The 20,946-nt window shown below is 67.1% G+C and carries 17 protein-coding genes and 1 pseudogene; 5 read left to right on the top strand and 13 right to left on the bottom strand.

The genetic code is table 11. From position 1 onward, the window contains the following. Nucleotides 1-2 precede the first annotated feature (2 nt). Nucleotides 3-521, bottom strand: coding sequence for a GNAT family N-acetyltransferase (locus tag QH196_RS17485; protein ID WP_280416868.1), 519 nt, complete (start codon nt 519-521; stop codon nt 3-5). Nucleotides 522-530: 9 nt separating this feature from the next. After that, complete coding sequence (locus QH196_RS17480) at nt 531-1,913, bottom strand: hypothetical protein (protein ID WP_280416867.1); 1,383 nt, start codon at nt 1,911-1,913, stop codon at nt 531-533. A 493-nt stretch (nt 1,914-2,406) separates the two neighbouring features. Here QH196_RS17480 and QH196_RS17475 point away from each other — a divergent pair, with 493 nt between their 5' ends. After that, nucleotides 2,407-2,715: a hypothetical protein gene (locus QH196_RS17475; protein ID WP_280416866.1), complete on the top strand. Its 309-nt coding sequence runs from the start codon at nt 2,407-2,409 to the stop codon at nt 2,713-2,715. Between the two features lie 133 nt (nt 2,716-2,848). Here the strand turns inward: QH196_RS17475 and QH196_RS17470 are convergent, their stop codons facing one another. From QH196_RS17470 to QH196_RS17450, 5 genes are all read right to left on the bottom strand, one after another. After that, the gene (locus QH196_RS17470; protein ID WP_280416865.1) at nt 2,849-3,259 is read right to left on the bottom strand and encodes a hypothetical protein; all 411 of its coding nucleotides are present in this window, start codon (nt 3,257-3,259) and stop codon (nt 2,849-2,851) included. Between the two features lie 37 nt (nt 3,260-3,296). Continuing rightward, a complete protein-coding gene (locus tag QH196_RS17465) occupies nt 3,297-4,946 on the bottom strand; it encodes a hypothetical protein (protein WP_280416864.1) in 1,650 nt (549 codons plus the stop codon). Between the two features lie 5 nt (nt 4,947-4,951). Then, entirely contained in the window at nt 4,952-5,269 is a 318-nt protein-coding gene (locus QH196_RS17460) for a hypothetical protein (RefSeq protein WP_280416863.1), read from the bottom strand. A gap of 131 nt (nt 5,270-5,400) precedes the next feature. Further along, complete coding sequence (locus QH196_RS17455) at nt 5,401-5,709, bottom strand: DUF6802 family protein (RefSeq protein WP_280416862.1); 309 nt, start codon at nt 5,707-5,709, stop codon at nt 5,401-5,403. 200 nt (nt 5,710-5,909) lie between these two features. Continuing rightward, nucleotides 5,910-6,101, bottom strand: a complete 192-nt coding sequence (locus tag QH196_RS17450) for a PspC domain-containing protein (RefSeq protein ID WP_280416861.1) — start codon at nt 6,099-6,101, stop codon at nt 5,910-5,912. A gap of 281 nt (nt 6,102-6,382) precedes the next feature. Here QH196_RS17450 and QH196_RS17445 point away from each other — a divergent pair, with 281 nt between their 5' ends. Then, nucleotides 6,383-6,853, top strand: coding sequence for a hypothetical protein (locus tag QH196_RS17445; protein WP_280416860.1), 471 nt, complete (start codon nt 6,383-6,385; stop codon nt 6,851-6,853). A gap of 13 nt (nt 6,854-6,866) precedes the next feature. Here QH196_RS17445 and glmM read toward each other — a convergent pair whose 3' ends face one another. The 5 genes from glmM to QH196_RS17420 form a co-directional block, all read right to left on the bottom strand. Then, nucleotides 6,867-8,249, bottom strand: a complete 1,383-nt coding sequence (gene glmM / locus QH196_RS17440) for a phosphoglucosamine mutase (RefSeq protein WP_280416859.1) — start codon at nt 8,247-8,249, stop codon at nt 6,867-6,869. Between the two features lie 193 nt (nt 8,250-8,442). Further along, nucleotides 8,443-8,955, bottom strand: coding sequence for a 30S ribosomal protein S9 (gene rpsI, locus QH196_RS17435; protein WP_084492538.1), 513 nt, complete (start codon nt 8,953-8,955; stop codon nt 8,443-8,445). Further along, entirely contained in the window at nt 8,952-9,395 is a 444-nt protein-coding gene (rplM, locus tag QH196_RS17430) for a 50S ribosomal protein L13 (protein WP_280416858.1), read from the bottom strand. The genes rpsI and rplM overlap by 4 nt, the downstream gene beginning before the upstream one ends. Nucleotides 9,396-9,545: 150 nt before the next feature. Further along, a complete protein-coding gene (locus QH196_RS17425; RefSeq protein WP_432279505.1) occupies nt 9,546-11,390 on the bottom strand; it encodes a hypothetical protein in 1,845 nt (614 codons plus the stop codon). A 91-nt stretch (nt 11,391-11,481) separates the two neighbouring features. Further along, nucleotides 11,482-14,229: an FHA domain-containing protein gene (locus QH196_RS17420; protein ID WP_280416856.1), complete on the bottom strand. Its 2,748-nt coding sequence runs from the start codon at nt 14,227-14,229 to the stop codon at nt 11,482-11,484. A gap of 115 nt (nt 14,230-14,344) precedes the next feature. Here QH196_RS17420 and QH196_RS17415 point away from each other — a divergent pair, with 115 nt between their 5' ends. Beyond that, nucleotides 14,345-15,778: a metallopeptidase gene (locus QH196_RS17415; protein ID WP_280416855.1), complete on the top strand. Its 1,434-nt coding sequence runs from the start codon at nt 14,345-14,347 to the stop codon at nt 15,776-15,778. A 104-nt stretch (nt 15,779-15,882) separates the two neighbouring features. Here the strand turns inward: QH196_RS17415 and QH196_RS17410 are convergent, their stop codons facing one another. Further along, nucleotides 15,883-18,057, bottom strand: a complete 2,175-nt coding sequence (locus tag QH196_RS17410) for an FHA domain-containing protein (protein ID WP_280416854.1) — start codon at nt 18,055-18,057, stop codon at nt 15,883-15,885. Between the two features lie 143 nt (nt 18,058-18,200). On the opposite strand from QH196_RS17410, the gene QH196_RS17405 reads away from it, so the two are divergent. Together QH196_RS17405 and QH196_RS17400 are read left to right on the top strand one after the other, a co-directional pair. Then, nucleotides 18,201-19,409 (top strand): DUF7373 family lipoprotein, encoded by a 1,209-nt coding sequence (locus QH196_RS17405; RefSeq protein WP_280416853.1) that lies wholly within the window; start codon nt 18,201-18,203, stop codon nt 19,407-19,409. Nucleotides 19,410-20,098: 689 nt separating this feature from the next. Further along, nucleotides 20,099-20,653 (top strand): annotated as a pseudogene (locus QH196_RS17400) (TauD/TfdA family dioxygenase); the annotation flags it as partial. Between the last annotated feature and the right edge of the window lie 293 nt (nt 20,654-20,946).

Raw genomic sequence — 20,946 nt, 5'->3', positions numbered from 1 at the left:
GCTCAGCCATCGAGCGGGCCGGCTGAAAACTTCTTGAGATATGCGCGGTTGCCGGGTTTGTCGCGATAGATCCCGAAACTCGCAGTTCGCCGGTAGCCACTGGCTTCGTAAAGCGAATGTGCGGCATGCTGTTTGCTGCCTGTATCCAGAATAATGGCGCTGTAGCCGTCTGCCCCTGCGTCGCGCTCGAGCCGGAGCAGCAAGGCTCGCGCAATGCCCTGTCGGCGGACTCGCGGATCCACGTACATGCGCTTTATCTCGGCGGTTGCTTCGGTCGCGTCATCATGATGTCGGCGATATCCCCCACACCCCACCGGGGTGCCGTCCAGGTAGGCGACCAAGAAACGGCCGCGACGTTGCCGAGAAAACTCATCGGGTGCCAGCGGTGACTGGTCCGGATGACCATAGAGCGCCTGATTGGTCCTGTTCGCAGCTTCGGTCATGGCGACGGCCGCTGGGGAATCGAAGGTTTCGGTGCGCAGGTCTACCACCTTGGACGCGGTGGTCGAGCGGTCTTCCATACTGTCTGATTAGCAGATATCGCCGTGCTCGAGCGATTCGGACTTGTCGACGAGCGCCCGGACCGACGCGGCCCTGCGATGCGGTTTCAGCTCGGCCATGACGGCGCCGAGCAGGCCGCGGCATCGCGCCGAACCTACCCGAGGCAGCAACGGAAGCACCTGTTCAGCCTGATAACAGGCCATTTCCAGGTCACCGGCTACGCCTGCACCCGGCACGTTAGTCAGGGCGAGTGAAAGCCCATACAGGACCTTGTCCCGTGCCGAATCGTCGTCGATCCGCGACAACCCCTCGGACAAGTGGGCGGCGGCGCGATCCCTGTCACCCAGGAGCAGGTAACAGCGACCGGCTTCACCGCTCAGGACGGCATCGTTCAGCCAGTAAGCCCATTGCGGCGCCTGCTCACCGCGCGAGGGCCCGAGAGCTTCGAATGCCTGGTCGAGGGATAGCGCCGTGGCATGGTGCCGTCCGGTTGCAGCGAATGCACGCGCTCTGCGCATTGCGAGTAGCGCCTGAACACGAGGTGGCATCTGCTGTTCGAGGTGGCCCAGGATCTCCATAATCGAGACAGCGTCGCCGGACCGGTCGCGCCAAGTCTGCTGCTGGGCGATACAGCTGAGAATGAGCGCGCCGAGCGGACGATCTCCCGCAGCAGCCGCAGCGCGCAGGCCCACCAAGTACATGCGCTGCGCGAGACCATCCTCACCGAGGTCGAATGCCAGCCAGCCGACCATCTGCGCCATCTGACCGGCCACCGCGAATATTCGGCGAGTCAGCGCGGTGGTGGATGAGTGGTCTCGTAGAACTTCGGCCACATGCGCCAACCGCAGCTCGACCGCGCGTCTCAACAGTTTGCCGCCGTGACCGTCATCGAGTCGGCGTAAGCAGGCAAGGTCGGATTCGAGATAGTCGACAAAATCAACGGACACTCCCTTGTTTCCGGGGCGGGCAGCGCCCGAAACCAACGGCTGACGGCCGAAAGTCCACAAGCGGGCCGCCGAGGCAAGCTCCGAACCCGACACCGGAAAATACGTCGGCCCGCCCTCACCGACATAGCCTCCCTTGTCCAAGAGTGCGGCCACATCGGCTGGGAGCCAATTCTCTTCGCCCATACCCGTCGTTGCCGGCTGCCATATCGCAGACGGCGCTCGGCCCGGCCACAGCTGGTCGACTCCGACCAATTCGCCCCGTGCCTCGGTCAGAACCCCCGCAACAATCGACGGCAGCGGATCACGCGGAACAGTCCCTCGATCTCGCCACGCAAACGGAGTCTTGGCATGGATCCGCCGGTCCTGCGGCAACAACCGGTTGACCTTGCGGGCCAACTCATATGGAGACCAGCCGATCTCCTCCAAGACCCGCCGCAGTTCATCATTGGATTCCATCCCGCCCATTCTTGAAACTCTAGCGATAGATGTGGATTTCGTGGGTACGGAAACGGAATTAGACAATTTACTACAGCGCCGAAGCCGAATTCGGCGATTGTCGGTAGCCGTTGCAGTGGTTGTCTCGCCGGATTCGGGCTGTGCTTGTTCCGGGCCCCTACATCCGGAAGCGAACCGGCGCCACGAACTCCGGCTCGGCCCAACCACCACCACGACCACTCACGACAACGAGGTCTCCCATGACAGAGACGACTCCGCCGCTGCCAACGCGCATGCCGAACAACCAGACCACGATGGCGACCTATGCGACATGGCATAACCGCAACCGCGGACTGATGGAGCGAATCGCCGCCGGTCTTCGAGCACTCGACAGCCCCGCCGTCTGTAGGTCACAAGCGCCAGTGCGCGGATATGCACACGCACACCAGGTGATGGCCGTGCACGCCCGCCACCGGTGCCCACGCTACGACCTGGCCGTCCGGTACGCACAGCGGGCACGGCCGTGAAGCGGGGAAAACGCACAGTTGTGCTGTGCCGGCCCGACACCCCGTGCCGCGAGATCCAGTACCTTCAGCACCGCTACAATCTCGACGTCGTCTACACGGTGTTCACCGACACCGAGTCGTCGAAGCTCGCGGCACTGATCGCTGGGCAGCACATCGCCGACCATGGCGCCGAAGTCCTGCTGATCCCATACGTCACCGCCGCCCGAATAGCCCACGACCAGCACTGGCGCACCCTGCTCGCAACCGCGGGCATCATCGCTTTCGATGGCCCGGTCGCGTATTCGCCGGCGGGGCCCGGCCGATGAAATGATATCCGACCTTTCCCAATAGCCGCCGCGGCATTCGACAGCCACGCGAACCGTGGTTCCAATCACCGCAGAATCGCAGACGCGGCGGCGTCGGTGAGCTGGATAGGAATCCCGGACCGACGCGAGTTGCTCAAACCAACCAGCTCCTACGTCGGTAGTACTCGGCCTCGTCGTCACCGTCATCGTCGATCGGGGTGACGACGGTTCCCGATCGACGAGCCGCGGCCGAACGGGCGATCGCTTCCCGTTGGTCGTACAGGTCACCGGCACCCGGCTGAACTGGCTCCGCCAGCGCAGACCGTTCATCACCGAGCACCGTTGACTGGTCGTCGAGGCTGCGCCCCGCCTTTCGTGTTTCGTTCTCGGCCCGCTCGACAGTTTGGCGAATTTTTCCAGCCGTCTGCTCCGTCAGCGCCCGGCTCTCCGCAGCCATCCGCTGGTTTGCCGCACGTAATTCACTGAGCCGGGCCGAACTCCGTCGATACACATCCTCGGCGATCTCATCGACATCCCGAAAAACCATGGTTTCGATCCTCCTCAAACGACATTACGCCACGATGACGGCTGCGACCGAGGGGTCACAGCGGGCCGGCCTCGGCCAATTGAGCACCGGTGTCAACTGGGGGAGGTGGTGGTGGAGGTGCCGCGGCGGTCTCCTCGTTGCTTTCGATCACCGGATCGTCAGCGGGCGGAGGATCTCCCTCCTCGACGGGAGCAGGATAGTCCTGTGGCTGGTGTTCACCGTCTTCCCCATTCGTCCCCTTGGGGACGCCGGGAGCACCCGGCGGAACGCCTGCGCCGACCGGATTCTCGGTATCGGGCTCGCCGGATTCGGAGCCGGGTTCACCGGGTGGTTCTTCGGGGACCAGCGTCGGCTTGCCATCTGCGCCGATCTCTATCTTGTAGTTCTGCGGTTCGCCGTCCTCACCACTGACCACCAGTCTCAGCTGGCCGTCGGGCCCCATTTCGAGCTTGTATTCCTTCCCATTCAGCTCGATGCCCTTGCCGTCTTCCTCGGCCTCGCCCGGGTTGTCCGGTTTTCCGTCGCCGTTCGCGTCCTCGTCCGGTTGTCCATCGCCGTCGAGGTCGACTGCCTGCTCCGCCTGTTCGCGTAGCTGCTCCAGGGTGCTCGTAATCTGTTCGTTCGCAGAAGTCACCAACTGATTCAGGCCCGTTGCGAGCTGACTGCCGAGACCCGACGAGGCGAGCTGAGTTCCCAACTCCGTAAGGGCCGACAAAGGGTTGTCACCGCTGGGTGTGGTGCCAGGAGCTCCTGGCGTACTGGGATTGGTGCCCGTCGGAGTCCCGGAGGGCGTACCGGCCGGTGTACCTGCCGGGGTACCGGCCGGTGTACCCGACGGTGCCTGGGGAGTACCCGGAGTCCCTTGGGCGCCCTGGGGGCAGGGATACGCCTTCTCCGATAGATTTCCCATCAAATCGATGATTATGCGGTATTCGCCCCGCACCCCGTCATTTACCGAAGTGCAGGTATCGATGAAATGCCTCAACTTTTCTTCATAGCTTACTTTGAACTTGTTCAGCCAGTCCCGGCAGTGGTCTTCAATGTCCCCACCAATGCCGGGAACGAGAAACAGAGTCCCATCACTGAGACCCGGAAATATCCTCTGAATCTTGCTCAGCAGAGAGTTTTCCGTACTGTTGGTCCACCCAACTCCTTGTGCCGCCGAAATGATCGAATCGACATCTTCCGCTGTTTTATAGTCGTGCGTAACGTGGTTCGGTGTCTGCAGTATCTCCGGCAGTATCTCCACCTTGGGAAGAATCGTCCGGCGTAGCGCGTCGGGAGCCTTTTCCAGCTGCTCCTTAACCTTTTGGACAACCTCGATATCGGCACTGGACAAAGTCAATTGTTCCGCAACCATAACCGACGCGTTCGCTGCGCTCTCGCCAGACCATATCGATGGCAAGTTCTGGGCTAGACCGCCCAATTCATCGTGTTGCGCTCTAACATTCCCGAGGACATCTGCCAGGACACCCGAGAAGGTTCGGAACTTTTCCTCATCGAGCCCATTCTGCGCGTAGAACAACTCATGTAACTCTGCATAGCTTTTCATGAACACGGGCGGGCTGCCGACCCAACGGTCGTAACGAGGCCCGAAGTACTCGAAATACAGCAGAGCCTTCGAACCTTCCTCGAGCATCTTAATGACCGGCCAGGTCAAATCAGGGGTAGGGAACGCTACGCAATCTTCGATCTCAACGGGCATAGGGATCAGCTCGCCGCCTTACCGGTTTCGCTCGCATTCTCGTCGTCGACATTGGAGAACTTGACAACGTCATCGCCTATAGCCTGACCCGTGAGCTGCGTTGCCTCCGCCCAGTCGTTGAGCCAGTGCTCGATTTCTCGGAGACCCGACTCCAGCTCGCCGCCTTCTGTTTCGTACGCGGCACCTACATGGGCCTTACCGATGATATTGCCGGCAACCTTCGTCGCTTGGCCCTTGATAACTCCTGCACTGGTACGGAAATTGTTTCCCATCATCCCCAGTGCATCCGTGTCCATCCCGACCGGTTGACCACCCGTACTCATGGGTCTCCCCTCCGTCCTGCCCGCCCCTCCCGGGAACTCCCCGATCGGCCCTGCGGCGTTCTGCTGTTACTTGATTCGACGCGCCCGCCCGGGGTTCGGTTCCCTTCCGACCCCGGGCGTTCGAAAAGTTCTTACTCCCCCACTGTCCCCTGATCCGTCTGCCGCCATTCGCCCGTCCCGTCCGGGTTGCGGTGGTACTCCCAGGCCGCGTAGTCGCCGTCGTTTTCCACCACGCTCAGCTGGTCGGCGTAGCCGTCGAGGTCGGAGTCGGTCCAGACGCTCATCGAGTCGGAGTTCGTGGTGGTGAAGGTGTCGAGGATGCCGTCGCCGTCGAGGTCTTGGGTGGGGCTTTCCATCTCGACCGGGCCGAGGTTGTCCAGCGAGGAGGTGGTGTCGAAGCTCGGCATTCCGAGACCTGGGAACTCTCCGGATACGGGCATGGGTCCTCCTGAGTTCCATATATCGGCGGCGCTACGAGTTTCGGCCTATCTTTCCATCTCGGGCAGCGGAACGCAGCCCCCGGATCCCACCGCAGTTGCGGCCCGGTCCCGAATCCACGCGGAATACAGCGCAGCCCCGCTCCCATACGGGAACGGGGCTTGGCAGCGACTGATGGATAGCCGGGAGGTCCGGCGCGCGATCAGCGTTTGGGCATCAGCAACCACAGCACCAGGTAGATCACGAACTGCGGGCCGGGGAGGATGCAGGATACGACGAAGAGCAGGCGGACGATTCCGGAGCTCCAGCCGAAGTATTCGGCGATACCGCCGCAGACACCGCCGACCCACTTGTCGGTGGTGGAGCGTGTGAAGCGGCGTGTGGGGGCGGTCATGGCGGTCCTTTCGATAACGGGGACTACACACTCCACTGTCCGCGCTGTGGCGTGGGCGCGCATCGGTAGCGATACCGATACCCACCCTGATATTCCAGGACCCCGGGCTCAGGGTCGACCCCGAACCCCCGGTCCTGCTGAGGGCTTCGCGTACATACCGGTCGAGCGTCGGAACGGAGTACCGCGCCGCTCGGTGCCGCGACGGGTGGGCCGCGGCCGCCGGAGGGTGCGCAGGCAAGATGTGGGGCACAGGATCGGGTCATGCGCAGGTCAGGAGTGGTATGCAGAACACCGTCGAACTATTCGCCGCACCGGGCGCGCTCTCGGCGCAGCTCGGCGCGGATACTCTGTTCGCCCTGGTCGCGACCGGGCTCCTCTTCCTGTCGGCCCTGGTATTGGGGACGTGGAAGTATCACGGCATCCGCACCTCACCGGAGGGCGCGGCGCACGTCTATGTCGATATCGCGCACCGCGCCGCCCTGATGTACTCGTTCGCCGGGCTGCTGCTGGCGGTTTTCACCGAGCTCAGCGCGTGGCCGACCGCGGTGAACCTGGTGGCCGCCGCGGTCGTCCTCGCGTTCTTCGCCGGCGCCGTCGCGACCTATGCGTGGCACGGATACCGCCGCGACACCACCAACCAGTTCCGCGGCGATATCGGCGTGCAGCTCAGGGCCACCATGATCGCGCTCGTGGTGGGCGAGATCGGCGGATTCCTGGTGCTGTTCAGCGGTTTCCTCTGGACTCTGCGCTGACTACCGTCCTGATCTAAACGGCCGCTACGCGTTTGGCGATATCGTCGGCGATCTCCTCGGCCTGCGCGGGGTCGGTGGCCTCCACCATCACCCGGACCAGTTGCTCGGTACCGCTCGGGCGCAGCAGAACGCGACCCGACTCCCCGAGCACGCGTTCGGCCTCCTGCACCGCGGCGCGTACTTCTGTGGCTGCGGTAGCGGCCGCCTTATCGGTGACGGGCACGTTCACCAGCACCTGCGGCACCTTCTGCACCACATTCGCCAACTCCGCCAGCGGTTTTCCGGTCGCGGCCATCCGCGCCATCAACTGCAGACCGGTGAGGACACCGTCGCCGGTCGTGCCGAAACGCGGGAAAACCACATGACCGGATTGTTCGCCGCCGAGGGAGAACCCGCCGCTGCGCAGCTCTTCCAGCACATAGCGGTCGCCGACACCGGTGGTGCGCACGGTGATTCCGGCGTCACGCATGGCGATGTGCAGACCCAGGTTACTCATCACGGTGGCGACCAGGGTGTTCTCGGCGAGGGTTCCGGCTTCGTGCATACCGAGGGCGAGGATGGCCATGATGGCGTCGCCGTCGACGAGTTCGCCGGCGGCGTCCACGGCCAGGCAGCGGTCGGCGTCGCCGTCGTGGGCCAGGCCCAGATCGGCGCCGTGCTCGCGGACCGCGCGCTGTACCTGTTCCATATGGGTCGAACCCACACCGTCGTTGATATTGAGACCGTCGGGTTCGGCGTTGATCGCGATGACCTGCGCGCCGGCTTCCCGGTAGGCGGCCGGACCGACCTCCGACGCGGCGCCGTGCGCGCAGTCCACGACGACGGTCAGGCCGTTCAGATCGCGACCGGTGACCTCGACGAGGTGCTCGATATAGCGCTCATGGGTGCCTTCGAGACTGAACTCGGGCATATCGAAACCAGGATGCCGCGACCCCGGCGCGGCGAGTACCCGCCCGATACCGGCGCCGGTCGGCCGGGCGAAATCACCGGCGCCGGCGACGGCCTCGATACGGTCCTCGACGGCATCGTCGAGCTTGTGCCCGCCGGCCGCGAAGATCTTGATCCCGTTGTCGGGCATGGGATTGTGCGAGGCGGAGATCATCACCCCGAGGCTCGCGTCGTGCAGGGCGGTCAGGTAGGCGACGGCGGGGGTCGGCAGCACGCCGACGGGTAATACATCCATTCCGGCGGCGGTCAGCCCCGCGGTGACGGCGGCCTCCAGCATCTCCCCGCTCGCGCGCGGATCCCGGCCCACCACCGCGACCTTGCGGCGGCCGGACCGGACCTCGGTACCCAGAACCTGCGCCGCCGCGCCCGCGAGGCGCAGCGCGAGCTCCGGGCTCAACGAATCATTGGCCAGCCCGCGTACGCCGTCGGTGCCGAACAAACGTCCCATACCTTGCCCCTGTCAGTGAGTCCACAGCGCGCGGCACTCCTGCCGGAACGCCGTCGAGACGGCCGGCCGACGAGCACCGCGGTAGATATAGCACGAGAGCAGGCGACCAGACTCCGGCTGGTTGCCTGCTCTCGGAACCGACACCGGCCTGCCCACCCACATACCGTGAGCGGACAGGCCGGCACCGGTGATATCAGCGCTTCGAGTACTGCGGCGCCTTACGGGCCTTCTTGAGGCCGTACTTCTTACGCTCGGTGGCACGCGGGTCACGAGTGAGGAACCCGGCGCGCTTGAGCGCGGGACGATCGTCGGCGTTGGCCACGGTCAGCGCACGGGCGATGGCCAGGCGCAGCGCACCCGCCTGCCCGGAGGGGCCGCCGCCGTGCAGGCGCGCGAACACATCGAACGATTCCAGGCGCTCGACGGTGACCAGCGGGGACTTCACCAGCTGCTGGTGCACCTTGTTCGGGAAGTAGTCCTCGATCGAGCGGCCGTTGAGCACGAAGTTGCCGGTACCCGGCACCAGGCGCACCCGGACCACGGCTTCCTTACGGCGGCCGACGGTCTGGACGGGACGGTCCAGCGGGGCCGCGAACTCGACGAATTCGGCGTCGTCTTCGTAGACGACACCCTCGTCCAGCACCTCGGCGGCGGCGTCTTCGACGACCGCTTCGTCGTATTCGGTGTATTCCTCGGGAGCGGTCACTGGGCCACCTGCTTGATCTCGAACGGAACGGGCTGCTGGGCGGCGTGCGGATGGTTCGGGCCCGCGTACACCTTCAGCTTGCCGGCGATGGCGTTGCCGAGCTTGTTCTTGGGGATCATGCCCTTCACGGCCTTCTCCACCAGGCGGTCGGGGCGGGTCTCCAGCACCTCACCGACAGTGCGGGACTTGAGGCCGCCGGGATGCCCGGAGTGGTGGTAGATGCGCTTACCGTCGCGCTTGTTGCCGCTGATGGCAACCTTGTCGGCGTTGATGATGACGACGAAATCGCCACCATCCATATGCGGAGCGTAGGTCGGCTTGTGCTTGCCGCGCAGCAGATTCGCTGCCTGAACGGCAAGACGGCCGAGCACTACGTCAGTGGCGTCGATGACGTACCACTGCCGGGTCACGTCACCCGCCTTCGGGCTGTACGTAGGCACAGTGCTTCCCTGTCTGTCGTCGATGCTGCCGGCCAGGTGCGTGGACGAGGAAACCCCGGCGGCCGGTTGAGACCCGGGCCTCGATGTTCCACACACCAGCGGACCACGATACCAGCCGGCCGGCGGCCCCCGAAATCGGCCGCTACCGGCTCAGATGTCGAACGGCGGACCGGGGTCGGTGACTCCTGGCCGGCCGGGCACGAGGTAGCGCAGGGTGTCGATCCCGGATCGGCCGCATTCGCCGCCGTCGCCGGCCGGAGCTTCCCGGCCGGGCTCCGATTCGCCCGCGCCGGGGGCCGGTACCCGGGCATAGAGCGGGCGCTCCGGCGGCGCAGCCCCGGCCGCATCGGGTGGTTCCACCAGCACGCGCGGCATGGGCACACAGCCCGCGGCACGATGCCCGATCGCGGTGTCGAGCTCGTGCCCGGCCGGACTGACGACGCCGGGCGGCGCGACCTGCGCGTGCGCGGTAGCTGCCCCGCCGACGGCGCCGGCAGCGGCGAGAGCCGCCACACCGAGGATGGCGTGCGCGCCGAACAGGTTGTCCTTCATCTTGTTCCAGAGCTTGCCCTTGCCCTGCTCGTCGTCCCCCTCGGTGGCACCGGCGGACGCCCCGCCCTGCTGTCCGGGGCCGGCCGGGGGCGGCACCGCGGCCTGGCTGCCGGTTTCGGGGTCGGGGGCGCGGGTGAACCGTCCCGCAGGACCGGAAGCCGAGGGCGGTAGGTCACCGCGGCCGGCCCGGACGGTGGCGTCCTCGCCCGCCGACCCCGGCGAGGTGGCGTACTGGTGCTGCGGTCCCGAATAGGGGCCGGTGGTCGGATCGGTACCCGGAGAGCGACCACCGCCTTGTGCAACGGGCCCGCCGGGAGGTATCGCGCCCGGCCGCGACGGGCCGGAGCCCGAGGCATCCGGGCCGGTGTGGGCAAGATGCGGGCCTGCGCCCGGGGCCCGGGCCGGACCATGCGGACCGGACCTCACGGTGGTGGGGTGCGGATGCGGTCCGGCGGCCGGATTCCGCCCCGGCGGACCGGCCGCCTCATCCGCTCGCCCGGGCGCTCCGTACTGCGGACCCGGCGTGCTCGTCCCGGTGGGCGGCGCTGTCTGCGAGTAGCCCGCTGAGTCGCCCTCCTCGTCGTCGTCCTCGTTCTCGCTCACCAGCAGATGCGTGGCGCCGAGAACGAGGGCGTGCATGGGGTGTTCGGCCTTCTTCAACCGCTGCCCGAGATGATTACGGAAGGCGAACCGCAGGGTTTCGTTGAACACGACCTGCCCCGCCAGCAGCACCGTCGAATTGTCCGCGCCGATCGCCCGGGCCGCGGCCATCACCTCGATCACAGTGTCGTCGGCGACCCGCGGATCGCGGGTGGATTCGGGATCGATCGGGACGTACACCGATTCGGTGGGCCGTTCCTCGTCACCGTGAACCGCGACCACGAGCACATTGGCGCGCCCGTCGACCACCTGGCCGTCGAAATGGACCGCGGTCGCGCCGAGCCCGTCGGGCAGGCGGTGATCGGGTGCCCGGACCAGCCCGAGCGCCCGCACGTACCCGGAGAGCGCGATGGACTCCGGGATCGGTTCCACCTCGACATCGAGCTGCTCGACCAGTCGCGCATAGGCATCGATCTTCGGGTCCGGCCAGTCGTCCGGATACGGCAGCGCGATCACATCGGGTTTACCGCGCAGATGCGTTCCGACCGAAGCCAGCGGGTTGTAGAGGCGGGCCCGGAAGACCAGTTCGGCGGGCCAGGTGGCGCCCGCGATCACGATCTGCGGATGCCCGAGAATCTCCCGTACGTCCGGAATCGCCATACCCAGATCGGGCCGTTGCCGGCCCGCTGCGGCGGTATAGAGCTTGCCGGAGGCATCGGCCAGCAAATAGGCGGGTGGGTTGTAGCTTCCCTCGACCTGGACTGGGCGGATGGGTACGCCGGATCCGCCCGCGGCCACGGACACCACATCCCACCCGAGGTGTACCGCACCAACTCGCACCATCACAGGCATCAGTGTGCCTGGTGTGTGGTCGTCGCGCTCGCCGCCCCCACCCACCAGCGGTGTGAACTGCGGAAGCAGCCGGTCATCGGTCTCACCGCGCCGACTTCTTGAGCCGCAACCGGCTCCACGTGAGCAATGCGAGCACCACGGTGAGGGCCACCACCATGCCGATATCCAGGAACCACGCACCACGCGTGTGTTCCCAGAGCCCGTCCGGTTGCGCCGCGATGAACAGCTCCCGAATATTCACCGTCGACGCCGCCGCGGCATACCCCCAGCGCGACGGGAACAGCCAGGTGATCTGCTCCAGCACCACCCGGTCGGTGACCGGGATCATCCCGCCGGCCATCACCAGCAGGCCCATGATCGCCACCGCCAGCAGCGGCATCACCTGTTCACTGGACCTGGCCAGGCTCGACAACAGCAACCCGAGCACCACACAGGACACCGCGGTCGCCGCGATATCGATGTACAGCTCGGCGCCGCCCATCGCCAGTACCGACCCCTCCTGCGGCCGCTTCTTCCCGAGCAGCACGAAACCGACCAGCACCGCCGACTGCACCAGCGCGGCGAGACCGAAGATCGTGACCTTGGCCCACAGGTAGGCCCCCGACCGCAACCCGACCGCACGTTCCCGCACGTAGATCGTGCGCTCCCCCACCAGATCACGCACGGTGAGGGTCATACCCATGAAGCAGGCGCCGAGAATCAGCACCACCAGCAGCATCTGGGGTTCCGAATCACCGTTGGGCACGAAGGTGCCGTCGTCCTGCTGGATCAGCGGCGGCCGGCCGAACCCGTTACTGCCGGGCACCAGCAGCGACAGCCCACCGAGTACGAACGGCAGCAGCACCAGGAACGCCATATAGCCGCGGTCGGCCAGGATCAGCCGCAGCTGGCGCCGGGCCAGGGTGGAGAACTGCTTCCAGGCACCCGATTGTGGCGGCGAGCCACCACCACCCTGTCGCGCCGCGGGCGGCGGTGGGGGCGGCAGCGCCGCCTGCCGGGATCGATAGTGGGCGAAGGCCGCATCGGGGTTGGCGGCGACATCGGCGAAGATCTTGGCCCAGTCGCTGGTGCCCAGCGCGGATTCGACGCCCGCCGGGTTACCCGCGTAGGCGGTTTTCCCGCCGGGGGCCAGCAGCACCACCTGATCGCACATATCCAGGCAGGCCACGGAGTGGGTGACCACGATGACCACGCGCCCGGCGTCGGCCAGTTCGCGCAACATCATCATGACCTGCCGGTCCAGTGCCGGATCGAGGCCCGAGGTGGGTTCGTCCAGGATCAGCAGCGAGGGGCCGGTGAGCAGTTCCAGCGCCACCGAGGCGCGTTTGCGCTGCCCGCCGGAGAGCCGGTCCACCCGGGTATCGGCGTGCTCGGTGAGCGATAGTTCGCGCAGCACACCGTCGATCACCTGCTGCCGATCGGCCTTGGAGGAGTCCGGGGGCAGCCGCAGTTCGGCCGCGAAACCGAGCGCCTGCCGCACCGTGAGCTGACGGTGCAGCACATCGTCCTGGGGGACCATGCCGATACGTGAACGCAGCGCCTCGTATTCGGCGTGCAGATCGCGGCCTTCGAAGACCACCTGGCCACCGGAGGGCTGGGTGCTGCCCGCGATCAGCCGGGACAGAGTGGATTTACCGGCACCGGACGGTCCGATCAACGCGGTGAGCGTGCCGCGGCCGGCCTGCATGTTCACATCCACCAGCAACTGCTTGTTGCCTTCGACGGTGAACCCGACCCCGTGCACGGTCAAACCCTGTTCGGCGACCGGCCGCTGCCGGTGCGCCAGTGTTCCTTGGGAAACCTCGAAGTCGATGTTGCCGATGGTGATGATGTCGCGTTCGCGCAGCACCGTGCGCTGCTGGCGGACACCGTTGACGAACGTGCCGTTGGCCGACCCCAGATCCTCGATGACCAGGCCTTCGGAGCCCGCGACGAGCCGGGCGTGCTTACGCGACGCCAGCGGATCGTTGACCACGATCTGGTTGTCGGAGGTACGCCCGATGGCCAGCCCGCCCGGCGGAATCCGGTCGGCGCGGGCTATCGGGCCCTCACTGGCGCGGTGCCGGACCGGAGGGACCGCCGCGACACTCGCTTTGGCGGTCATGTTCACGTTGGGCGGTTGCTGCTGCGGGGTCGGGCCGGAATGCGGGGTCGGAGGGGAATGCGGGGTCGCGGGCGAGTGCACGGGCGGGCCGGAATGCGGCGGCTGCGCCGGATGCCCTGTGCTCGGGGCCCACGGCTGTGGCTGCTGATGCGGGGGACGTTGCGCGGGCGGCGGATTGACCGGGGCGGCGGCACGCTGCGCAACCTGCGGCTGCGCAACGGATTGGGGTCGATGCGGCGGCTGCGCCGGTTGATGCTGCTGCCCGCCCGGAAACTGCTGCCCGGCGAACTGCTGCTGTGCGCCCGGGAACTGCTGCTGCGCGCCCGGGGACGGCTGCTGACCCGAGGGATACGGTTGCTGCCCGGACGGAAACTGCTGCTGCGCAGGCCGCTGCTGCGCCTGCTGCTGCGGAACCCCCGACGGAACCAGCCACAGCAGCGGCCCGGTGATCGCGTCACCGAGCCGGACCTGTGTGGGCCGGTCGATCGGGACGGGCCCGCCGAGCCGGCGCGCGTCGACGAACACTCCGTTGGTACTGCCGTTGTCGGTGAGCACCCAGGCTCCCGACTGCCAGGCCAGAATCGCGTGGACCCGCGAAACCAGCGGACTGTCGACGAACAGCGTCACCTCGGGCGCACGGCCCAAAGTGATCTGCTGATTCGAATCGAAGACACGTTCGGTTCCATCATGGCGCACCGTGATAGTGCGCACCCCCGGTGCAGACATGCAGCGGATACTATTCCATTACCCGGGCATCGGAGATGCCCCCGCTTGGGGGGTGATCACCCCGCTCAGCGGGAGATGCCAGCACCCGAACCGGCCGAAAAATGGGGGAGGATCCATGCCGCAACTCCGGGTCGCCGCACTCACTGTGGCGGCACTGTGCGCAGTGCTGCTGGTCACCGGGTGTACCCGGGCGGTGGACGGCCGGGCGGTCTCCATCTACGACAATCCTTTCCAGGTGGCCGGGCTGCCGACGACGAGCGGCCCCAGCGGGCCGCGTGCGAACGTCCCGCCCACCGAATTGAGTGCCGACAACGGTGACGGCGGCGAGATCGACACCTTGGCGTTGAACGCGGTCACCGATGTCCAGGCGTACTGGGAGAAGCACTACGGCACCGAATTCGAGGGCGAATTCGAGCCGGTGGAGAAGCTGATCTCCTGGAGTGCCCGCGATTCCCGCCGCGAATCGGTGGAGTTCTGCACCGAATCGACCTACCGGATGGTCAATGCCGCCTACTGCCGGCTGGACAACTCCATCGGCTGGGACCGGGAGCTGCTGCTGCCGACGATGTCGGAGACATTCGGGCAGATGGCGGTGGTGATGGTGATCGCCCACGAATACGGTCACGCGATCCAGAACAACGCCGATATCGTCGACCGCGACGATCCGGTGATCGTCAAGGAGCAGCAGGCCGACTGTTTCGCCGGCGCCTACATGCGCTGGGTCGCGGAGGGCGAATCGGAGTACTTCACCATCAACACCTCCGACGGATTGAACTCGGTACTCGCCGCGACTGTCGCGATCCGCGATTCCGATCCCGACGATCCCGAAAGCGTGCACGGTTCGGCCTTCGAGCGGGTCACCGCCGTGCAGGTCGGTTTCACCGACGGCGCCAAGGGCTGCAAGGCGATCGATATGGACGAGATCGAACAGCGTCGCGGCGATCTGCCACAGAGCTTCGACGGCGCCTCCGGCGAATTCGATATCACCGAGGAAAGCCTGGTCGAACTGAGCAAGGCGCTGTCGGTGATCCTGCCGGTGCCCGACGAGCCGGCCTACAGCTATGAAGGCGCCGAAATCGACTGCCGCGACGGGGTCTCCACCGAGCCCGTCACCTACTGCCCGGCGAACAATACGATCGCGACCAATGTCGACGGGCTCTCCGAACGCGGCGCGGCGACCGACGATTCCGATGTTCCGCTGCCGGTGAAGGTGACCGGTGACTACAACGGCTACGTCGTGTTCATCTCCCGCTACACCCTCTCGGTGCAACGCAGCCGCGATCAGGAACTGGTCGGCGCGAAAACTGGGTTGCGGGCGGCCTGCCTGTCCGGTGTGGCCACCGGCAAACTAGCCGAGACCGGCCGCGCCGAGGGCGATATCACGCTGGCCGCGGGCGATCTGGACGAAGCGGTATCCGGCCTGCTCACCGACGGCCTGGCAGCCAGCGATGTGGAGGGCAAGACCGTGCCGAGCGGGTTCTCCCGGGTCGACGCGTTCCGCGCCGGGGTGCTGGGTGGAGAGGAAACCTGCGCCGCCCGGTACGAGTAACCAGGCAACCCCGAACCTCGTGCCATCGGACGCGGCGCCATACCCCCGTTCGAGACCGAGGGGGCCCCGAACCCGCGACGCCGGAGGCGGCGCCATGACACAGCTCAGGAGCCGAAGGGGGGCGGTGCGGCGGATTCGAAGCGCAGCATGCGGTTACCGATCAGGATCTCCGTCCCCGGCACCAGCACCACGGGCTGATGTGGCGGAACCCGGGCCCATTCGCGGAATCCGGGAGCGCGGGTCCGGGTGCCGTTCGTGGAACCCCGGTCCACCAGCGTGACATCCCATTCGACCAGCAGCAGTTCCGCATGCGCCCGCGACATACCGCCCGAGTTGTCGGTGACCTGCAGCGGAGTGAGCCCGCGGCGGGCGGGCTCGGAGTTCTCCGGATCGCGGCCGAGGACGGAATCGGTCTCCAGCAGATAGGTCGAACCGTCGTCGAGGACCAGGATGCCCAGCGGGGGCCGCATCACCTCGATGAGCGGCTGGGTTTGATCCACCGGCATCCCGCATACACTGCAGAACGCCGAGCGCGGGTCGGTGGGGTGGGCCCGCGCACATTTGAAACCCCGGACCTTCACAGTCAGAGCGGCACCTTTCGCGGTGGCTTCGGTGCGCCGGCGCAGTTCCGCGTCCAGCGGCGGGGCCCCGCGCTCCGGCGGTCCCTGCCGCTGCCGCTCACCCGGACCCGACTGCGGTACCGGAATATCCATGCGAGGAGTGGGATGCTCTGGTGGCCGCCGCGCCGAACCGGCCCAGCTCGGGCGTGAATCGGCGGTCTCGTCGAGCCCCTCCCCGGGCCGGCTCGCCCGCGGCGGCTGCCTCCCGCTGATCTCGGTCGGTGCGTGATGAGGATCGGTGGCGGCCGGCTGCCCACCCTCCCGGTCGCCGACGCGGTCGACGGTGGATGCGACGGTCGGCCGCTCAGACAGTTGCCCACTGTCCACCGGCGGATTCGGTGTCGCGGCGGTTCGGTCATCCGGGTCACGCCGCGAAACCGGCGCGTCGCCGTCACCGGAGCGCCGGGTTGCGGTCTCGTCCTCGGACCCGCCGGACGCCAGGCTCCCGGTTCCTTCGGCGACCGCGGGGCCTCCGGCGCCGGCCACAACGGGCGGCGGATCTCCGGCGCCGAAACCGTCCCCAGCCGCCCCGCGGGCTTTCCCGGGCTCAGCCACCGGTCCCCCCTGCGGCACACTCGCCCCAGGGCCCCTGGCTCCCGGACCACCCCGACTCGCGCCCGCCTGGGCGTCCCCAACTCCCGGACCACCCCGTGCCGTCCCCGCATGAGATTCCCCGGCCCCCGCACCACCTGCCGCGGCCGCGGCGTTTTCCGACGCAGCCGGAGTGTCCCTTGTTCCCGGGCCTTGTCCGTCGTTCCCGGAACGCCCGGCTCCGCCCTCGGCCTCGGGACCTCGCTGCGCAACCCCGGAACTTTCCACCGCCGTCCCCGAAGCGCTCCGGACCCGTGGAGCATGCGCGGGACCCGCGGTATTTTCCACTGCGGGCTCCGGTACGCCGTCGATCTCCGGATCTCCGGTCGTACTCCCGGAACTTCCCGCCGCACCCACCGGTACGTTCGCAGCGGCCGCTCCCGCTGCCGGGATTTGCACAACATCCGGCGCCACCAGAGGTTCCGCAGACTGCTCCCGGACTCCGCGCACAGCGCCTTTACCGAGTACCACCCCGCTCCCCCGGCTCGGTTCCGCCGACGCGGCAACTCGATGGACCGTCGGCGTCCACGCGATCGCCCCGCCCGCTTCGGCGATGCCCTCGACCAGCCGGCCGATCCCGCGGGCGGCGGGTAGCTCGGGCCGGACAGCGTCGTCGTCCGGGTCCGCGAGCGGGTCGTCGACGTATAGCGCCACCGCGCGGGAGGGGACGGAGGTGGTCCGGTCGACGGTGAACGCCGCGTCCCGGCCGTGGAAGTATTCGGTGGTCTCACCGGCCACAACTGCGGTGACGGCGCCGTGCAGGAAGATCGCCACCCGGTCGGGTCCCGCGGCGGACAGGATCCCGAAATCTGCCGCGCCGCCGGGGCCGGCCTTAGCCGCGGATGCCGTGAGCCATCGGGTGGCGTCCCGGGCGATCGCGGCGCCGGGTCCCTCGGGATGCCGGGCGGTGGCCTCGTAGACAAGTTCGGCCAAGGCCACCAGCGCCCGCACGGCCGGAGAATCCGCGGTGGGGCGGCCGGCGCCGCGGTATGCCACCAGCACCACCGCGCCCGCGACCCGGGCCACGGCATGCGACCCGGGCACCACCTCGACCTGCTGGTCCTGCATGCGGATCAATCTCCGCCCGGGTGCTGCCGCGGGTTGTCTGCCACCACACCAGGGTATGGCACGGCCGGGACGGGCCCGCTCCGAGTTCACCGGACGTCGGGTAACTTCGACACTGCAGCTTCGATCGGAACGAGGGGCGGCCCATGGTTCGGATAACACGGTGCGGCGCCGTCACCGCGCTGGTCGCGCTTCTGGTGGCCGGTCTGTCCGGCTGCGGTTCGGTGGCCGGTACGGCGGTGCCGGGTGAGATCGATGTCCGCACCCTCGATGTCGGTGATTTCCCGGTCGACCGGTTCAGTTACCCCCAGGAGGCCGGTGACCACGGCGTGGTGCTGGAAGGTATCCGGATGTCGGAGGCCGTGGTGACCAGCAGCCAAGTCGATCCGTCGCTGAAATTCGGCCGGGGATCGAAGGTGCTGCCGGACCCGGCGACCGCGGTCGATTTCCTGGCCAATGTGTCCGAGCCGATTCTCGAGAATCGCCGGATGGTGGTGGGTTATGCCGCCAGCGGTGCCGATCAGGGCGATCCCGAGGGGCAGGTCCGGCCCACGTCGGATGCCACCGCGATCCAGGTGGTGGCGCTGCGTTTCCCCGATACCGGTAGCGCCGCGGCGGCGGCCGAGGAGCTGGAGGCCGCCGATATCGGCGTTTCGCCGGACAACCGGAAGCTGGAATCGGAGAAGCACCCGCAGGCGTTGCTGCACTGGCGGCCCGGTATCGCGAATATCGGCGCGTTCCTCGCGCATGAAGAGTTCGTGATCTCGCTGTTCGTCCAGCGCCCGGCGGCCGACAGCGCCGATCTGGTGTCGTGGGTGGACAGAACTCTGACCGCCCAGCTCGATCAGCTCGCCCGGTTCGAACCGACGCCGACGGCCGATATCGCCGATCTGGCGGTCGACCCGGAGAACCTGCTGGCGCGGGTGGTGGTCGCCGATCGGGAGGGTCATGAGCCGGATCCGGACCAGTTCGCCGTCTACGGCCGCAATTACCTGATCAATTCGGCCGGCGATCAGCCCGCCCGGGCTCGGTTGCTCGACGAATCCGGGTTCGAACGCACCGCCTACGCCGCCGGTAGTTCCGTGGCGCGGGTGCGGGATCCGGCCGGGGCACCGATCCTCGTGAACGGTTTCATCGAATCGGCGGGTCCGGCCTACGATCCGATGCCGGCACCGGAGGATGTGCCCGGTGTGAAATGCCTGGAGCTCAACAGCTCCGGTGATCCGGAGCGTCAGTACCGGTACCGCTGTTTCGTCCCGTACAAGCGGTACGTCGGTGTGGTGTCCAGTGACGACGAAACCGAGATCCGGCAGAAGACCGCGGCCCAGTACGCGCTGCTGGCGAACAGTTTGTAACCCCGCTCCGGTCGGTGACGCCCGGGCGGAAAACGTTGCGGCCCGGCCCTTCTCACTACCGGCGAGTCGTCCGGCAATTTGCCGCAAGGGCAGGCTAGCCTTACCGTGTTCTGCGTCTCACCGCAGCCGAAACACCCGATGACCATACACCCACCCACCTGCACGTTGAGCGTGTGATAGACCTTCGCTATCACACACCGTAGTTAGGTAAGCCTTGCCAGCGCTGCGGCCACGCACTACCTTCGCACATCAACTCGTCCGCACCGGTACCGCGATCCACGATTCCGAGAAGGGAAACTTTGGTGAAAAGCGTTCTCTCCGAACGTAAAGCGCTTCACCCACCCAGCATCGACGATATCGAGCACCGTGAGTTACCCGGTACCGCCGGACAGGCGGTACGCGACCTGGCCGCTGAGATAGCCCTCACAGCGACTCACTCCACCGTCAACGCGTCCGAAACCCTGGCCGACCCGGCCCTGCTGACGCAGATCGCCGCCCGCGCCGGCGACCTACCGGCCGCGGTAGGCGCCGCCCTCCGCCCACCGGCCACGGCTGCCGGGGCCTGCATCGTGCGCGGACTACCACTGTCCGACAGCGAAATCGGGCCCACCCCACCGGATTGGCAGACCGCGGCGCTGTGGAGCACCGATCCCGGCCGGGCACGCGGCTCTTTGCAGCTGGATATCACCATGCTGCTACTGGCCGCGGCGGCCGGTGAACCGTTCGGCTGGGCCGGCCAGCAGGAGGGGCGGCTGGTCAACAACATCATCCCCGCGGCGGGACACGAATTCGAACAGTCCGGCGCCAGTAGCACCGTCCTGCTCAGCCCCCATACCGAGGACGCGTTCCACCCGCTGCGCGCCAATATGCTCATGCTGGTCTGCCTGCGCAACCCCGATTCGGTCGGTACCACGGTGTCCTCGGTACGCCGCGTCCGCCTGTCCCGCCCACAGCAGGAAATACTGCGCACACCCACCCTGCCGATCCTGCCGGATGTCTCCTACGGATCGGCATTCGAACGGGCCGATGCCGTCCCGGTGCCGACCCTGTGGAGCGAACCGGGTCACGAGGACGATCCGGGTTCGCTCACACTGCGTTTCGACCCGGCCTACACTCCCCTCGACGACGCCGACGCGGAGTTCCGGGAGGCCTACGCGCAGCTGGAACGCGAACTCGAAAGGGTCTGCGTGGTACCCGCGTTACGCCCCGGGGAGCTGCTTGTGGTCGACAACGATGTCGCCGTCCACGGCCGGGTGCCGTTCACTCCCCGCTACGACGGCACCGATCGCTGGCTCAAACGAGTGAACATCCGGCTACCCGAACGTCCGCGCCGCGCAGCCGAATCCAGGGAGAATGGATACGGTCAGCAGATCGTCGCGCCCTTCGCGCCGGCGCCGCCGCGACAGGCGGCACCGGCCTCCGATTCCGCCGGCTTCAAGTGGCTGGCCCCCTACACCGGTTCGGCCATCGGCCAGCACTGGATGTACGAGGGCAAGCACGTCCTGATCGTGTTCGACGATCTGACCAAGCAGGCCGA

Source organism: Nocardia carnea (genome assembly GCF_029868325.1).
GTDB classification, from domain to species: Bacteria; Actinomycetota; Actinomycetes; order Mycobacteriales; family Mycobacteriaceae; genus Nocardia; species Nocardia carnea_C.
This window is presented reverse-complemented; position numbering and strand designations above follow the sequence as displayed.

Bases quoted from the DNA above. Each gene is read 5' to 3' on its own strand.
- QH196_RS17485 (WP_280416868.1), bottom strand. From the start codon at position 521: ATGGAAGACCGCTCGACCACCGCGTCCAAGGTGGTAGACCTGCGCACC.
- QH196_RS17480 (WP_280416867.1), bottom strand. From the start codon at position 1,913: ATGGGCGGGATGGAATCCAATGATGAACTGCGGCGGGTCTTGGAGGAG.
- QH196_RS17465 (WP_280416864.1), bottom strand. From the start codon at position 4,946: ATGCCCGTTGAGATCGAAGATTGCGTAGCGTTCCCTACCCCTGATTTG.
- QH196_RS17460 (WP_280416863.1), bottom strand. From the start codon at position 5,269: ATGAGTACGGGTGGTCAACCGGTCGGGATGGACACGGATGCACTGGGG.
- QH196_RS17455 (WP_280416862.1), bottom strand. From the start codon at position 5,709: ATGCCCGTATCCGGAGAGTTCCCAGGTCTCGGAATGCCGAGCTTCGAC.
- QH196_RS17450 (WP_280416861.1), bottom strand. From the start codon at position 6,101: ATGACCGCCCCCACACGCCGCTTCACACGCTCCACCACCGACAAGTGG.
- QH196_RS17445 (WP_280416860.1), top strand. From the start codon at position 6,383: ATGCAGAACACCGTCGAACTATTCGCCGCACCGGGCGCGCTCTCGGCG.
- glmM (WP_280416859.1), bottom strand. From the start codon at position 8,249: ATGGGACGTTTGTTCGGCACCGACGGCGTACGCGGGCTGGCCAATGAT.
- QH196_RS17425 (WP_432279505.1), bottom strand. From the start codon at position 11,390: ATGGTGCGAGTTGGTGCGGTACACCTCGGGTGGGATGTGGTGTCCGTG.
- QH196_RS17420 (WP_280416856.1), bottom strand. From the start codon at position 14,229: ATGTCTGCACCGGGGGTGCGCACTATCACGGTGCGCCATGATGGAACC.
- QH196_RS17415 (WP_280416855.1), top strand. From the start codon at position 14,345: ATGCCGCAACTCCGGGTCGCCGCACTCACTGTGGCGGCACTGTGCGCA.
- QH196_RS17410 (WP_280416854.1), bottom strand. From the start codon at position 18,057: ATGCAGGACCAGCAGGTCGAGGTGGTGCCCGGGTCGCATGCCGTGGCC.
- QH196_RS17405 (WP_280416853.1), top strand. From the start codon at position 18,201: ATGGTTCGGATAACACGGTGCGGCGCCGTCACCGCGCTGGTCGCGCTT.